Source organism: Streptomyces sp. NPDC053750 (assembly GCF_044544295.1).
Taxonomy (GTDB): Bacteria; Actinomycetota; Actinomycetes; order Streptomycetales; family Streptomycetaceae; genus Streptomyces.
Genome location: NZ_JBITXB010000006.1, coordinates 489,508 through 506,142 on the forward strand (window position 1 = coordinate 489,508; position 16,635 = coordinate 506,142).

At 67.4% G+C, this 16,635-nt stretch carries 5 protein-coding genes and 2 pseudogenes; 1 reads left to right on the forward strand and 6 read right to left on the reverse strand.

Annotation, left to right across the window (positions count from 1 at the left end; genetic code table 11):
- Positions 1-159 precede the first annotated feature (159 nt).
- The 3 genes from ACIGO6_RS20545 to ACIGO6_RS20555 form a co-directional block, all read right to left on the reverse strand.
- Positions 160-1,206 (reverse strand): BMP family protein, encoded by a 1,047-nt coding sequence (locus tag ACIGO6_RS20545; RefSeq protein WP_399878110.1) that lies wholly within the window; start codon positions 1,204-1,206, stop codon positions 160-162.
- A gap of 261 nt (positions 1,207-1,467) precedes the next feature.
- Positions 1,468-2,514, reverse strand: coding sequence for a BMP family protein (locus ACIGO6_RS20550; protein WP_399878113.1), 1,047 nt, complete (start codon positions 2,512-2,514; stop codon positions 1,468-1,470).
- Positions 2,515-2,765: 251 nt separating this feature from the next.
- On the reverse strand, positions 2,766-4,001 hold the full coding sequence (locus tag ACIGO6_RS20555) for a M20 family metallopeptidase (RefSeq protein WP_399878116.1): 1,236 nt from the start codon (positions 3,999-4,001) through the stop codon (positions 2,766-2,768).
- A 705-nt stretch (positions 4,002-4,706) separates the two neighbouring features.
- Between ACIGO6_RS20555 and ACIGO6_RS20560 the strand changes: the two are divergent.
- Positions 4,707-5,186 (forward strand): annotated as a pseudogene (locus tag ACIGO6_RS20560) (tyrosine-type recombinase/integrase); the annotation flags it as partial.
- Positions 5,187-5,274: 88 nt separating this feature from the next.
- On the opposite strand, the gene ACIGO6_RS20565 reads toward ACIGO6_RS20560, so the two are convergent.
- The 3 genes and pseudogenes from ACIGO6_RS20565 to ACIGO6_RS20575 all read right to left on the reverse strand — a co-directional run bounded on the left by ACIGO6_RS20565 (position 5,275) and on the right by ACIGO6_RS20575 (position 16,535).
- Positions 5,275-5,769 carry an SMI1/KNR4 family protein gene (locus tag ACIGO6_RS20565; protein WP_399878119.1) on the reverse strand — a complete coding sequence of 165 codons (495 nt, stop codon included), beginning with the start codon at positions 5,767-5,769 and terminating at the stop codon, positions 5,275-5,277.
- Complete coding sequence (locus tag ACIGO6_RS20570; RefSeq protein ID WP_399878122.1) at positions 5,766-12,755, reverse strand: HNH/ENDO VII family nuclease; 6,990 nt, start codon at positions 12,753-12,755, stop codon at positions 5,766-5,768. Before ACIGO6_RS20570 ends, ACIGO6_RS20565 begins: the two co-directional genes overlap by 4 nt.
- Before the next feature lie 129 nt (positions 12,756-12,884).
- Positions 12,885-16,535 (reverse strand): annotated as a pseudogene (locus ACIGO6_RS20575) (LamG domain-containing protein).
- Between the last annotated feature and the right edge of the window lie 100 nt (positions 16,536-16,635).

Here is a 16,635-nt window from a genome sequence, read left to right on the forward strand (position 1 = left end):
GGGGCCGTCTACGCGCGTAGCGCCCCTACGGCATCTAAAAGCGGCGGCACATCGACACGACGGGGTACGAAGGGAACCTGCGGGGCGTTCCCCTCGTACCCCGCCGAGCGGCCGGGCCGGCGCGGTTACACGCTGTTCGAGGTGTTGCTGCTCAGCTGATCAGCTGCTCTTGACCTTGATCTCGCCGCTGACGATCTTCTCCTTGGCCGTCTTGATGGCTGCCTGGAGCTCGGCGTTGTCCGCGAACTTCGGGTTGGAGACCGAGAGGCCGACCTCGCCGGACTTCAGATCGCCCCGAACGATACCGGTCTCGGGCTTGCCGTCCTCGACCGACTTCGCAAGGTTGTACACGGCCTTCGCGACGTCCTTCGTGGCCGAAGTCAGGATGGAGTCCTTGTACTTCGCGAGGGCTTCCTGCTTGTACTGGTCGGAGTCGACGCCGATCGCCCAGACCTTGTTGGCGGCGGCGGCCTCGATGACGCCCTGACCGGAGAGACCGGCTGCCGCGTAGACGACGTCGGCCTTCTTCTCGATCTGGCCCTCGGCGGCGGTCTTGCCCTTGTCGGGGCTGGAGAAGCCGCCCTCCTCCGCGGTCTGCGTGAGGTACTGCGAGATGACCTTGACCTTCGGGTCGGTGTCCTTGACGCCCTGCTCGAAGCCGGCCTGGAACTTGTGGATCAGCGGGATGTCCACGCCGCCCACGAAGCCGACCGTCTTGGTCTTGGTGCTCTTGGCGGCGGCGACGCCGGCGAGGTAGGAGGCCTGCTCCTCGTTGAAGACCAGGTCCGCGACGTTCTTCGCCTCGATCGTGGCGTCGTCCACGATGCCGAAGGTGGTGTCCGGGTACTTCTCGGCGGCGCTCTTCAGCGCGGCGGCGTACGCGTAGCCGACACCGACGACCGGGTTGTAGCCCTGCTTGGCCAGGGAGACCAGGCGCTGCTCCTTGTCGGCGTCGGTCTCGCCGTCGGTGGGCTCGACGTCGGCCGTCTCGTACTTGAACTCCTTCTTCGCCTGCTCCAGGCCCGCGTACGCCGCGTCGTTGAAGGACTGGTCGCCCTTGCCGCCGACGTCGTACGCGATGGCGAGACCCTTGTCGCCCTTGGACTCCGACCCGGAGGAGGTCGAGGTGCCGCCGCAGGCGGAGAGGGCGAGGGCCAGGGAGGCGGTCGCTGCGCCTGCGACCGTGATCCGGGAAATCCGGCGCATGTCTGGTGCTCCTGTCGTACAAAGCGCCGGACGGTTCGGCTTCGGCGCTGGCTTCGCCGCAGATTAACGCGCGTAGACCTGCCTGAAAACCCCTTCTGTCCTTCTTGTTATCCGGCCGTGAGCAAGGGGGCGCGGACGGGGGCGCGGGGCTTGCCGGACGCAAACGGAGGGTGGCGGAGGGTGACGCCGGGGCGCCGGATCGGGGCATGCCGAAGCGGGCGGGCGCTTCGGGGCGCCCGCCCGCTTCGTGTGGTTCTGCGCCTACTCGGTCTTGACCTTGATGGAGCCGGAGGTGATGCCCTCCTTGGCCTTGGCCACGGCATCCGTGAGGCCGGCGATCCCGGCGTACTTCGGGTTGGCCTCGGACAGGCCCACACCGTTGGACTTGAGGTCGAAGGTCTGGGTGCCGGTCAGCGGCTTCCCGTCCTCGACCGACTTGGCCAGCGCGTACACCGCGCCGTTGATGTCCTTGAGGGCGGAGGTGAGGATGAAGTCCTTGTACTTCGCGAGGGCTTCCTGCTGGTACTGGTCGGAGTCGACACCGATCGCCCAGACCTTCGCCTTCGCGGCGGCCTCGATCACGCCCTGGCCGGACAGCCCGGCCGCCTGGTAGACGACGTCGGCCTTCTTCTCGATCTGGCCCTCGGCGGCGGCGCGGCCCTTGTCCGGGCTGGAGAAGCCGCCCTCCTCCGCGGTCTGCGTCAGGTACTGCGGGATCACCTTGACCTTGGGGTTGGTGTCCTGCACGCCTTGCTTGTAGCCGGCCTCGAACTTGTGGATCAGGGGTACGTCGACGCCGCCGACGAAGCCGACGACGTTGGTCTTGGTGGCCTTGGCCGCGGCGACGCCCGCGAGGTAGGAGGCCTCGTTCTCGGCGAAGACGAGGGAGGCGACGTTCTTGCCCTCGACCACGGAGTCCACGATGCCGAAGGTGGTGTCCGGGTACTTCTCGGCGACGGCCTTCATCGCCGTGCCGTAGGCGTAGCCGACGCCGATGACAGGGTTGTAGCCCTGCTTCGCGAGCGAGGTGAGGCGCTGCTCCTTGTCGGCGTCGGTCTCGCCGTCGGTGGGCTCGATGTCGGCGGTCTCGTAGCCGAACTCCTTCTTCGCCCTCTCAAGACCGGCGTACGCGGCGTCGTTGAAGGACTGGTCGCCCTTGCCGCCGATGTCGTACGCGATGGCGAGTCCCTTGTCGTCCTTCTTGCCGTCGCCGCCGCTTTCGCCGCTGGTGCTGCCGCAGGCCGTGGCGGCGAGCGCGAGCGACGCGACCCCCACCGCGGCACGGGTCAGTCTCGATATCCGACGCATCTGAAGTTCCCCATTCTCCAAAGCCCCGCAGCGGGCGCTCGGTTCGGCGCAGATTAACGCGCGTAGAAACTCCTGGGAACGGGGTTCCGCGGTGCCGTTACCCATTCGTGCCGCAGGCCGGTTACGGCCCTGTGAACCACCCGACCGAACGGGAGCGAATGGGGTGCCCGGGGGGTGCCGCGCAGCCTGGTGCGCCTGGGCATCAGGCTGCCTCCGGCCCGCCGCGGCCGCAACCCCGGCGAGACCCGCTTCTACACGGCGTCGATGAGCGCCGCCGCGGTGAACATCTCCACGCCGACGGTGATGGCGTGCTCGTCCACGTCGAAGTCGCCCTGGTGCAGGTCGCGGATGGTGCGCTCGCCGGGCGGGCGGACGCCGAGGCGGGCCATGGCGCCCGGCACCTGCTCCAGGTACCAGGAGAAGTCCTCGCCGCCGAGGCTCTGCTCGGTGGTCTCCACGGCGTCGGTGCCGCGCCGGGCGACCATGGCGGCCTGGAGCAGTTCGGTGCTGGTGACCTCGTTGACGACCGGGGGCACGCCGCGGACGTAGGTGATCTCGGACTTGGCCCGGTACAGGTTGGCGATCTCGTCGATGGCGGCGACCACCAGGTCGGGCGCCTGCCGCCAGGCGTCGAGGTCGAGGCAGCGCACGGTCCCGGCGAGTTCGGCGTGCTGCGGGATGACGTTCGGGGCGTGGCCGGACTCGATCCGCCCCCAGGTCAGGGCGAGGCCGCTGCGGCTGTCCACGCGCCGGGCGACGAGCGAGGGCACGTCGGTGACCACGCGGGCGGTGGCGGTGACCAGGTCGGTGGTGAGGTGCGGGCGGGCGGTGTGTCCGCCGGGCCCGTTCAGGGCGATCTCCAGCCGGTCGCAGGCGGAGGTGATGGGACCGACCCTGAGGCCGATCCGCCCGGCGTCCACCCGGGGGTCGCAGTGCACGGCCAGGATGCGGCGCACCCCGTCGAGCGCGCCGCCCTCGATGGCGTCGGCGGCGCCGCCGGGCAGCACCTCCTCCGCCGGCTGGAAGATCAGCCGCACGGGGCGGGGCAGCAGGCCCTGCTCGTGCAGGGCGGCGAGCACGAGTCCGGTGCCGAGGACGACGGTGGTGTGCACGTCGTGCCCGCAGGCGTGGGCGCGGTCCGGCACGCGCGAGTGGTACGCGCACTCGCTCTTGGTGTCCGGGATGGGCAGGGCGTCGATGTCGGCCCGCAGGGCGAGCATGCGCGGCCCGCCGGTCCACTGCCCCGACTCGGTGTTGGTGCCGATGTCGCAGATGAGCCCGGTCCCCACGGGGAGCACCCGCGGCCTGAGGCCGGCCTTCTCGAGCCGTTCCTTGATCGCGGCGGTGGTGCGGAACTCCTGGTTGCCCAGCTCGGGGTGCATGTGCAGGTCGCGACGGAAGGCGACGAGCTCGGCGCGCAGCGCCTCCGGCAATGCGCCGGGCAGCGCGGTCTCACCGGGAGTGTCGGCCTCGGACTCTGGGGACATCAACGCTTTCACCCTCTGAAGAGTAGGGCGCCCGACCGGCCGGTTGACCCACGATCAACAAAAATTCAGCCCGTTAGGGGAAGAAAACTAGGCCGCCCTACGCATAGCTGTCGACTCGCTTGGGTAAACTCGCCCGCCTTTCCGACCGAGCCGATCATGAGAGATCCACCGCAAGCGGTCCCACCACTCGACGGCACCCGTCCTTGAACCTACGGGTACCACGCAACGACCGCCCCACGCGCACCGTGGCAGTAACGGTCGCGTCCCTTGATCAGTGGGCGGCGTCAGCAGAGGTAACCCTCGTAGGCTCGCCGGGTACCGCCTGACGAGGTCACACTGGGATTCCGGGCGGGCACGCCCACATCAGCGTCACCGCAGCCGCCTATGCCCACGTCCGACTCGACCTCCAGCGAAGCGCCCACGGCACTCGCAGCCCCACACTCAGCAGTGGTGGGATCACCGAGACGGCCAGCTCCAAGGGCGTCGAACCACCACCTTGCACCGTCCTCGTCCGCTGACGTTGCAACTGCGTCAACTACTGCCGTCAGACGCCGTTGAGGCCTCCTCGACACAAGCCGAGGAGGCCGCAGATCACAGAAGGGAACATTGAGCGGCAGCTCTGTTCACCAATAACGCCATCTATCGGTGATGGTATAGCGACTCACACCGTGACGGGCTGCTAGCTCACCAACATCAACCCCGCCCTCTCTCCAGCGCACCCGCACCGGCGGCCTGACCACCTTGCACACCAAGACGCGAGCCTCCGAACGCCGCATCGCCCTCCCGACCGAGTGCGTCCATTCCCTCAAGAGTCACCGGGAACGCCAGCAGGAAGAACGCCAGGACGCCGGAACCAACTGGACGGACAGCGGGCTGGTCTTCCACACCTTGACGGGCACCGCCCTCGACCCCACCAATCTCACCCGCCGCTTCGGCCGACTCCTCAGCCGGGCAGGGCTCCGCCGCATCCGCTTTCACGATCTCCGGCACTCGACCGCGACCCTGCTCCTGGAACAGGGCGTCGACCTCGTCGTGATCAAGGAACTCCTCGGCCACGCCCACATCGGCGTCACCGCCGGCGTCTACGCCCACGTCCGACTCCGCCTCCAGCGCCAAGCCATCGACACCCTCGGCCAGGACGACGACGAACCCGAAGACCCATCCGCCGCAGCCGTCGTCCGCTGACGTTGCCGTCAGCGTTGCCGTCAAGAACCGCAGAAGCCTCGCCAGGAACACCTGGCGAGGCTTCTCGCTTTTCTCCTGATTTTCAGCTTCAGTCGGACTCTCGCCAGCGCGTTACAGCGCGCTGGCACAGCGCGAATGCGAAGGACCCGAAATCATCCCCGAGCCTCTCCATGCTCTCGCGGTCCACAATTCCGGGGTTCCAGACGAGGACGGGATACTCGCCTTCCTGATTCACTTGAGAAGAATCGAGGACAACCAGTCCACCCATTCCATCAAACATCGCAACAATCAGATCGGATGGCATTCCGTACTGACTGCGAGCATCCAGGGTTTCCGCTACGGAGCCCAATAGTTTCTGCCCCATGGCGGGCGTCTGATATACGCCAAGAAATTCTTCACCAGCGATATCCCAGGTTCCGAACTCTACGATCAGACGGCGGTACGAGGGAGGGAAAGCCACACTCAGATCATTCTCGGCGGCGGCCATCCTACCTGCGTCACAGCCGTCGGCGTGGTTCGCGATGTCATCGTTCCCGCGAACCAGCTCGATCAGTCGCTCACTCGCCTCGACAGCGTTCATCATCCACCAAATCCTGCCGCTCGGTCCTTCCAGTACTGGGATTTCCAGGCGTTGAAGGCATCTCGATCGATTCCGCTGGGGATCTTGGTGCCCGCCTTCCAGTGCAGCTGATTGTAGTTCCCGAAGTGCATCGAGTGTGTCACCTCGGCAATCGGCCCGTCCTGCGTCTGGAGCATGTGATGGAGGTTCATCGGCTTGCCGTCCGGGCCCATCGGGGCGAGGCCCTGCTTCATTCTCTTGAGATTGCTTCGACCGTACTTGTCCGCAGGCGAAACAAAGCTCGGATTCACCAGATCGTCCCGCTGATAAATACGCTGGCCGTTGTAGTCGGTCCGCGACCAGAACTGGCAGTTTGAGTTGTGAACGAGGACCGGAGTCTCGCCCGCCAGCACATAGTACGTGTGGAGGTCATCGACGGTGAGGTTGTACGTGGTGGCGTGGCTGGTGTAGGCGTGGTTGCGCGTGACGATGACGGTGTCGCCGTCGTCGGTGAGGAGAGTCATGCCGGGGATGAGGTCGCCGGCTTCGATCCAGGAGCCTTCGGACGGAGACCAGAACGGGTGTTCGTGGGTGGCTGTGAGTTTTTCGACGCCGTCCTCGGTTGTGATGGACAGGACGTTGAAGTGCTTGTCGTCCTCGGTCCTGATGAGGCGAGTGACCTTCCTCGGCCCTTCCTCACCTGTCTCCGGGTCCTTGGCCATGACCTCGTCGCCGAGCCGAATGTCTTCGATGTCCTTCGTCTCGCCGTCGGCCATAAGAACGTCGGTTCCGGCCAAGAAGCACTTGCATCCAAGCGACTTTGCTACCCGGTTGCTCTTGCCGCCGCCGATCGCCATGTAGATGAGACTTTCGAGGACCTTTCCCCGGCCGTATGCCTCGGCGTCGTCAACACACGCCTGGGCGTTGTCCAGGCAGTAGGTCGCGGCGATGTGCTTGGCCTTGGCAAGGTCTTCGCCGCCCCGAGTCAGGTACAGCCACGCCTGGCGGCAGCCTTCCCGCCCGAAGCACGCCTGGCCCGGTCCGTTGTTCTGGATGATCGGAGTGGACCAGTAGTCGCCGTCCGGAGCACGCCCATTGGGGCTGTACTCGGAGAACCAAGTCATGAGTTGGTTGGCGTCGTTCGACGTCGGCGCATGGGATGCAGTCCATCCGCTGTCGCAGTTGCTGTTGCAGGGGTGCTGGGTCTTGGGCGGACCAGATACGGCTTCATTGGGGCGTCCGTTGCCCTTCGAGCCATCAGGTCGCTTCGGGCAGCCCTCCGAAGCTCCGCCTGCTCCGCCGCAGGCGAGGCCCATCCCGGTGGGGTCGGAGAAGACGAGGGGGTTCTGTGCCCCGTAGCTGTAGCCGTTGAGGGTCTGGGGTCTGTCAGCCTCCAACAGTGGGTCAACGCTGATGAACTGGCCGGTGCTTGGGTCGTATTCGCGGGCACCGATGTGGGTGAGCCCCGTGGTGGCGTCCCGGGTTTTGCCGAGGAAGCCCTTGTCGTCGGGCCAGGGGCCGTACTGGGGTTTGCCGCGGTCTTCGCCGAAGGGGGTGGTGTAGCGCTTGGTGAAGGTGAGGGTGCTGTCTCGGTTGATGGCCAGGTGGGAGGTGCCGTGGTGGTCGCTGACGAGGTAAGTGACCTTGGGGGCGCCGCCGGTCTGGTTGGAGCGCATTGCGGCGGTGATGCCGCCTGCGGCGTAGTAGCGCTGGGCCCAGGTGGTGCCGTCGGCGCGGAGGTGGAGTTCGGTGGCGCCGGCGTAGAGGACCCGTTCGCCGTTCTCGGTGGTGCGGATGAGGAGGGTGCCGTCGGCGCCGTAGAGGTAGTCGGCGGACTGGTCGCCCTCGGTGAGGCGGGTGAGCTTGCCTTCTTCCGACCAGGTCAGGTTCTGGGTGGCGTTGTCAGCGACGCCGGGGCGTTGGGTGGTGTTGCCGGTGGTGTCGTAGGTGTAGGTGCGTTCGGGGTTGGTGCAGTCGGTGTCGGTGGTGGTGCCGGTGAGGGTGTGGGGTTGATTGGTGTTGGTGTAGCAGTAGGTGGTTTTGGTGGTGGCGGTGCTGGTGTGCTGGGTTTCGGTGGTGCGCTGGCCTGCGGTGTTGTAGGTGTAGCTGGTCCAGTACGGGGCCGGGCCCGACAGTGCGGTGGCGCTGGGGGTTCCGGTGCAGTCGGTGGTGGGGGTCCAGGCTTCGGTCAGGCGCTGGTGTGCGTCGTAGGTGAAGCACTGGGTGTCGGCGCTGGTGGTGCCGCCGAGGGTGGTGTTGTCGCGGATCTGGGTGACGTTGCCGGTCTGGTCGTAGGTGTAGGTGAGGTCCTGCGGCCGGTAGGGGTGGATCTGATCCTGGACGTAGCTCTGGGTCAGGCGGCCGGTGCCGGCTTCGAATGTGTTGGCGATGTAGACGCTGGTGTCGCCTGTGCCGAGGGTCAGCGTCTGCGGTTCGGCCAGGGCGGAGTAGTCGATGTCGGTGAGGTAGCTGCCGATCGCCGTCAGGTTGCCCAGGCCGTCGTACTTGTACGAGGTTTGCTCGTCGTCCAGGCCGCCGAGCGCGGGTTCCCTGGTGCTCTGCACCGCGCCGGGGATGTTGTAGCCCGTCTCGAACTTGAGCGTGGCCGGCTGGCCCGCCTTGACGAACGCATCGTCGGCCGGCAGGCGCAGTTCGGTGTTGATGGCGCGGCCCATGGTGTCGTAGGCGGTGACGGCCTGGGTGTAGGCGGTCCCGGTTGTGCCGCCGACGTAGCGGGTGGAGGTGGTGGGCTGGCCCTTGAGGAGGGTGTCGTAGGTGTAGCCGGTGAGCTGGTTCGCGTCTGTCTTCGAGCCGGCCCAGGTGCCGGTGGGGCGGCCGAGTTCGTCGTAGGCGCTCAGGATGGACTTGCCGCGGGAGTCGGTGGTCTTGATGACCTGGTCGAGCGCGTTGTACTCGGTGGTCGCCTTGCCCTTGTCGGGGTCGTCGGTGCTGGTCTGGCGGCCGAACAGGTCGTAGCCGTAGGACCAGGTGGCGCCGTCGGGGCCGGTGATGGTCTTCTGTCGGCCGTCGAGGCCGTAGGCGAACGTGGTGGAGGTGTAGCCGGTGCCGGGCCCGGTGCCGAAGTCGGCGTCGGCGGGGCTCTCACCGGCGTAGGTGCGGGTTTCGGTGGTGCGGCCGCGGATGTCGGTGATGGTGCGCTGGCCGGAGCCGCCGTCGAGGGCGGTGGTGGCGGTGGAGTCGCCGGTGTAGCTGGTGGTCGTGGCCCACTTCTTGACGCCGAGCACATACAGCGTGCTGGTGGTGGCACGGCCGACGCCGTCGAAGACGGTTTCGGTCTGCTGGGGTGCGCGACCGTATTCAGCGCGGGTGTAGGTGCCGTTGGGTGTGCGGGTGCTGTCGAAGATGTCGGCGTACGTCTCGTAGGCCAGGCCGCGGGTGTCGTAGCGGGTGTCGGTCAGCAACCGCCCGCCCTCTGGGGTCGGCGTCTGGGTCTGCAGCGGCCGCAGGAGAGAGTCGTAGAGCGCGTAGCTCGTGTTGTAGGTGTCGGCGGCGTTGGTCAGTGTCGAGGTCGACACCCAGGACGGCTCGCCGTTGTCGAGGTGGTAGGCGAACTTGGCGCTCGGGCTCTGACTGCTGCTGGACCGGTTGGGCAGCCATACATCGGTGAGCCGGCCGAGCGCGTCGTACTTCTGCTCGGTCTTCTTGGAGTTGATGTCGTAGCTGCGCAAGGCCTGGCCGCGGCGCGGGTCGAGGTAGATGACCGAGCGATAGCCCTTGGGATCGGTCGACAGCGTTCTGGTCAGTGGGCCGGCGTCGGCGGGCGTGTAGGCGGTGGAGGTGGTGCGGCCGGCGGTGTCGGTGACGGCGAGGGGGCGCCCGAGAGCGTCGTAGGTGGTGGTCGCGACGGTCTGCCAGCCGGACGGCGGGCGCTGTCCATCGCTCGCGGCGCTGGCTGAGTAACCGGTGGCGCGGCCGGTCCAGGTGACCTGCCCCTTGGTGGGCTTCTGGGTGGCCAGCCAGGTCGTGGTGTCCGCCTTGTCATAGACGGCTGCCGTGTCGGCGAGGACGTCACCGGAGGCGGTGCTGTTGGCGGGCAGGTTCAGACTGGCGTCGGTGACCGAGCATTGCTTGGCGACAGTGCGGGTGCGGGACACCAGACTGGTGATGCCTACGTCGGGGTTGCGGGCGTACCAGGTGTGGGTGCAGGTTTCGTCGCCGCCCAGGCCGGCCTGCCCCCAGTCGTCCGCGGCGTACACCATGCCAAGGTCGTCGTAAGCCTGGCCGGTGGTGTGGGTGCGCCAGGTCTTGGAGCCGGTGAGGTAGGTGCTGGCGTACGTCGAGGAGTTGCGGACCCACAGGGCGGTGTGGTCGGCGGCGTCCGGGACGGTCTGGGTGGCGGTGTTCTTGTAGGTGTAGTTGTGGAAGACGCTGCTGATGGGCTGGCTGCCGTCGTAGGTGACCTGCTGGCGCAGGCTTCCCTTCCAGCGGTCGCTGTCGACCGCGTTCGTCAAGTCGACGTCCGTGTCCAGCAGCGGGGACACGGTGACGGACTTGGTGGTGCCGTCCTTGTTCTTGTCGCCGTCCATGCCCTGCAGATAGAGCGAGACGGTCTTGGAGCGGGTGCCGCCGGTCGCGCCGGTGTAGGCGGTGACCTGGCGGTAGCCACGCCAGTCGGACCAGGTCCGCTCGTCCTTCGGGATGAACGGGTCGTCGTTGTGGTGCCAGGCCGCGCCGCTGTAGGAGTAGGCGTATTCCACGGCCGGGTTCGCGGCGGCGGCGTCGTGCACACCGACAGCGGTGACGCGGTACTTGTGGAACCAGTCGATCCCCGCGTCCTCGGAACCGTTGATGTGCCAGTACTGCGGATAGCAGGAACGAGTGTTGGTGTCCGGTGCCGCGCCCAGGACCTCGCTGCGCTTGCACTCCGTCAGCGTCAGGGTCACTTCGGTGATCGCGCCCGTCTCGGAGGTGACGGTGGAGATGCGCGGGCGGGTCAGGGGAAGGATGTCGTCAGTGGCGTCGACCCGGTTGGGTCGCAACTGGTAGGTGAACGTGACCGGGTCGACCTTGATGGTCGTGTCGCCGGCCTTCGCAGTCCGCTGCAGCGAGGTCAGCGCCAGGACCTGGTCGGAGCTGTCGCCGATGTCACCGCCGTCCAGGTACTCCTCGGTCAGGACCCAGGAGTCCACCGGGTCGTAGGCGGTGCTGGTGGCGGTGTAGGAGAAGGTGTCGATGCCGGTCAGCCGCTTGCGCGTGAAGAGGGACGGGCCGGCCGCGTTGCATTCGTCGTCGTCCTTGGAGCAGATCGCGTCGAACGGAACGTCCGGCCAGTTCTCCGCGGTGTCCTTGGTCAGGCTGCCGCAGTCGGCGACGGTGCAGCGTTCCTTGTAGGTGAAGGTGACCTTGGCGTCGGCCTTGTCGGTGAACAGGGCGTCCTTGCGTAGGCCGTATTCGATGCGGTCGAGGTAGCCGCCACGGGTGTAGGGGGTGTCGGCCTTGGTCGCCTTGTTCTTCTTGTAGTAATTCGACTCTGCGGTGTACCAGTACGTGGACGCGTTGCCGCGGGTGTCCTCGACGTAGTCGAGGTTCCAGCGCCAGGCCTGGGTCAACGCCCGGTCGGCGAAGGCGTCGCCCCTGCTGTAGCCGGGTTCGCCGGAGTCGTCACCGAAAACCGGGACGGTCCACGTGGAGTTGGTGCGCTGGTCCGCGGCACCGTCGAGCTTGTTCTTGCCAAAGACGTACTTGGTGCCGTCGCCCGTGGTGACGGTCCAGTACTCGCCGTTGTCGTCGCCGTTGTCCGCTCCGGTGGAGCGGGTCACCGTGGAGGCGTCGTCGTTCTCCAGGTGCCAGGCGCCGGTGCTGTTGTCCCTGACCAGGCGGGTCGACTTGCCGTTCAGAACCAGGCTCGCGTTGTCGTACTTCCAGCACTGGTCGTAGACATCGTCGTGACCGTCGTCGTCGCAGGAGCCGTAGGTGCGGGTGATGTACGACTCGGTGAGGGTGAAACCCTCACCGACGCTCGTGGTCTGGTTGTTGGTCGTGGCGGTACGGCCGTCAACGCTACCCGAGTCGTAGGACAGGGACAGCGGCGGCACCGGGCCTGCCGCGGCCGGCGGCATGGTGAAGTCGTGGGACCAGGTGAAAGAGCCGGAACTGCCCCCCGCCTGCCAGGACGAGGACTCCGACAGCTTCGTCGCCGAATAGTCACCCGTTCCCGTGGGTGACTGACCCGAACCCGCCGAGGCGGCGGTCACTGCCAGCACCGTGGCGCTGGTCGTGGCACTGTCCGGCTGGCTCAGGAGCTGCGTGGACTGGGCGCCCGGTGCCGCCTGGGTAAGGGGGACCTGAGCCGAAATAGTCTGGTTCTTGAGATCGTTGTCCGACTGCAGGGGCGTCTGCTTACGGCACTCCGCCTTGTTCGGAGTCGTCAGTGCGCAGGCCGGCAGTTGCACGATCCGCAGGCGCTGGGACCAGCCACCGCCGATGGCCGACGCGAACGTGGAGTAGTCGATGCTCAGGCCTGCCGTGCCCGGACTTTGCGCCGCCGCCGTCAGGAGAACGCCGGTGATACCTGCTCGGCGGGCTGCCTTCTGGTCCAGAACGTTGATCTGCGCATCACCGGATGCCGCAGCAGAGGCAGCCGTAGAACGCTGCTTGGCGAGCGTTTCCGGCTTCAGGGTGACGGGGACACCGGCCGGTGCGGCAGTGCGTTGTGCGCCGGGCGTGAGCGTGAGGGAAGCGGCGCCGCGCTCTGGCCAGTCGGCTTTCCGTTCTCCTGTGGCCTGCTTGGCCTGTGCGGCGTTGGCCTTGCGTTCCCTGGTGACCTTGGCGCGTGCCTTTTTCGCGCCGGGCCCGTCGAACGCCTCTACCTTGGTCGACGGTGTCCTGGGCGTGTCGGGACGCCCCAGACCCTCTGTCTCCACGGCCTGTGCCACCTGGGCCAGACCCGTGGGCACGACGAGCGCCAGAGCCAGCGACTGCGCCAGCAGCCGGCCCGTGCGGCGTGGTGCATCGCCACGCCATCTTGAGGTGCCTATGCCAAAGACCATCGATCTCGCCCCACCCAGTTCCTGGATCTCGAAAAGTTCCGCACGCCGTTCGCAGCCCGCCACTGGGTCTGCCGCGTCTGCGTCTGGTGGGGACAACCGCGTCGGCGGCTGTCCCCACCGCCCGGCTTGTCAGTCGCCCACGGTCTCGCCGACCTGCTCCTCAGTGGCCATCGCACCCGCCCATACGCGCGCCTCGGCAACGCTGGCGGGCAGGAAGTGCTGCCAGCTGTCCTTGCTGAAGCCCTTGCCGAGAGTGAAGTCCCCCGAGCCCACCTTCGCCGTGAAGGCCTGCGGATCTCCGTTGAGGCTGCGGCTCAGATAGAGGCTGATCGTCCCGGCCTGGGCGTCGAAGACACCGGTCAGGCGGACCATGCCGTCCATCACCGCTGCCTCGCTGGAGGCGACCGCGCTAAACGTGCCATCGGCGTTCAGCCGGCCGAAACGCCAGAAGCCCTCAGGAACGGTCTTCTCCTCGAGCGTCCCCTCGTCGACCACGGTCGTGCTGCCGGTCCGCTCGTACCAGATGCCCCAGGCCGAGCTGTCCGTGGTGCGCTGCCCGAGGACCTGCCCGGTGTAACCGACGGGCTTGGAGGCGAGTGCGGCCGAGTCGAGCGCCGCCAGAGTGGTGACCGTGAAGGATCCCGTGTCATCGACCACCGGGCCTGAGGCGACAGCTGCGTCGTCCGTGCCGTCGAACACGATCGCCGCACCGTCCAGTGCCGCACCGCCGGACAGGGACAGCGACCGGCCGTAGCCGGAGGTGGTGTCCTGGACAAGGGTGCCGCTGCCGCGGTCGGCCGACCAGTCGGCGACCAGCTCCACCGCCGCGCGGTCCGGAGAGTTCACCAGCCGGGCGTCATCGGCGATGAGGTCGTCGGTCAGCGCCTGCTGATAGACCTTGACCTCGTCGATGGAGCCGGCGAAGTAGTCGGTGTAGGCATCGCGCCACAGCACCCGGCCAATCTGCAGCGGGCCCTCTGCTGCCCAGGCCGCGGACACCGTGTCACTGCCCTGCAGACGGCCGTTCACATACAGGCTGATCTGCTTGTTTCCGGCGTCGTACTTGGCTGCGAGATGCGTCCACACACCCTGTGCCGCGGGCTGGGTGGCCGTCACCTTCTGCTCGGTGATGTTGCCGTTGGTGTCGTCGCGGGGTGACGTGCTCAGCGACCACGTCTTGTCCGCTTCGCGGTAGGTGAGGTAGAAGCCGCTGTAGAAGCCGCCGTCCTGGCCCAGGACCGTCTGGTTGTGCGCCACGCCGGGGGTGAGCATGGCCCAGGCAGAGACCGTGTACGAGGCCCGGGTATCCACTACTGCCGCGCTGGTGGCCGCATGGTCGGTGGTTCCGTTCAGGATCAGGCCCTTGTCCGTGACCGGCGTCTCAAGCGCGTTGCCCGCGGTGTCATGGGTGATCACACCGCGGCGGCCACGGTCGTCCCGTGCCGCCTGCCCGTAGAGGGCCGCGTCGTCGCGCCCGTCCACGGTGGCGGAGTCGACTCCGGCTCCTGACGCCTCGTCGAAGTGGTACTGGCCGACCGGGGCGTCACCCGAGTCCACGAGAAAGTCGGTCACGGACTGACCGCCCCAGCCGAGGCTGTCCTTGGCCCGCACGTACACGCGGTACAACTCCCCGCGGCCGGGCGTGACCTTGGCCGTGGCCGTGCTGCCCGTCAGCTCGGCCGACCATGCCGCATCGGAGGACAGCTTGTACTGGTAGGCGCTGTTGGTGTCCCCCGTGGCCGGCTTGAACGTGAGCGACGCAGCCACACCCGGCCCACCACCGGCCACGCAGGCATCACTGGTGCACTCGGTGTACGGGGCGGCGATGGTGACCTGCGGCTCCTTGGGCGGCAGGGAGTCGATGCGGAAGTAGCAGTAGCCGTCGGAGGGGGCACTGCTCAGGTAGCTGGAGCCGTAGTACGACCAAGTCCACGCGTGATACCGATACAGCTTGCCGTCCGCGAGCTTCGACCACGTGAACGACAAGGCACGTCCGTCGCCGACATATCCGGTGGAGGGGCTCAGGGAACCGCTGGCCGGAGGGGTGACATCCGTCCAGGTGTTGTCGGCGTTCTGTACATCGACGTCGAAGTAGACCCGCAGTTGGGCGTCGTCCCCTCCGCCCGACTTCGTACGTGCGGTCGCCTTCAGCAAAGGTGTGGGGTCGGACATGATCGCCGGATCACTCGCGTTGGGCTCGCAAACCGGGGCCTTACTGGTTCCGCCGCCCTGCAGGCCGACCTCGGTCGGCTTGTCCGGCAGGCCCACGAAGTCCACCGACAGGACCGCGTCGTTCTTGAACCGCTTCCATGCCGAGGTGTCCGACTCGTCGTGCGCCCGGATCTCCAGGGTCAGACGGGAGAACTTGCCCGCTGCGAAGTTCCGCACGGTCGAGGTCAGGTTCTCATTGGACTCCTCGGGATTGTCGTTGAACTCGATCGGTGCGTCCGGTGAGTCCGGATCACACAGCGAGCCGCGGCCGGCCGACACCCACCGGTCGCCCATCCAGTCCAGCTCCTTCGGCCGCGACGACCAAGTGGTGGACGAGGAGATGTTGTTCGTGCGGACTAGATCCACCCAGCGCGGATCGCACTGGAACGCCCACGGCTCCGTGACCCGGAAGGTGGCGTCCAGGACCTACTTGCCATTCAGCGCCTGCGGTGAGAACTCGAAGTACAGCTTCTGCACATAGCCGGGGCCGCAGTAGTAGCCGGACCAGGATCCGCACTTGCCCGCGCCCTTGCCCAGGCCGTCGTCACCGTTGCCCCACCCGTAGGACTCATAGCCGTCACTGCGCAGCAGGGTGCGTTCCGACTCGTCCCACGTCACCGGCGGGTCGATGAACACCGGGAACGCCGACTCTTCGGTGGAGGTCAGCATGTCGGTGTCCGGGATCACCGACAGCGAGTCCTTGGCGACCTCGACGTCGATCCGGGCCACCGTGTCGCCCTGGCCCGGTTCCCGCCCGGAGCCGGACGGCGCGCTCTCGGCCGGATCCGACGGCTCGCCCACCTGGGCACCTGCCGGGGTGTCGGCGGCCTGCACGGTCACCATCTGCGATTGCGTGCCGCTGGTAGCGGTCTGACCGGCCGAGTCCCACATACGGGCCGGCGGAGACTTGAACACCGTCGTGCCATTGCCATCGACCGCGGTCAGATTGCCCGCCGCGCCCTTGCGGACCGTCAAGTTCTGGGTGTCCAGTCCGAAGGTGAGCTTCTCCAGCTCCTCGCTTGCCGCCGCCTCGGGTGTCTTGACCACGAGGACGTACTTGAAGCTTTCCGGGGTGGCGGTGACCTGCAGGTCGATGTCCGGCAGCACCTGCGGGTACACGGCGCTGGGCCCGTCCAGGCGTGGGGCAGGCAGCTCGCCCGGCCAGTCCAGCGCCAGTGAGCGGCCCTCGTCCTCGATTCGCGCCAGCGGGGCTTCGTCGCCGCCGCCGGAGAACGCCATCTGCACGGCAGCCCCCTTCGGCCCCACCGTGCCGTCCGCCCGCTTCTCCAGCGTCGCGTCCGGTGCCTGCCAGCCGCCACCAGCAGCCGGGACCCGTACCGGGACCGACGACTCCTCCAGCGTGAACGTATGACCGTCCGGGTTGGCGAACACCGTGGTCCGCGCCGTACGCTCCCCGGTCACCTCAACCCGTTGACCGGACTCCTGCGCCGCCTCAAGTGCCTTCTGCCCCTCCGACAACGGCGCATCAGCCGCCTCGTCACCCGCCGCAGAGGCCATCGGGCCAGGCACGAGAGCCGCGATGACCGCCGCGCACACGACCGCAGTCATGCCCGCGGCAGCCCTGTGGCCACGTCTTCCGCCAGGTCTCCCTGCACGGACCTCCGGCGTGGGCAGCGCTTCGCGCCCACCTCGCATCCAAGTCCACATC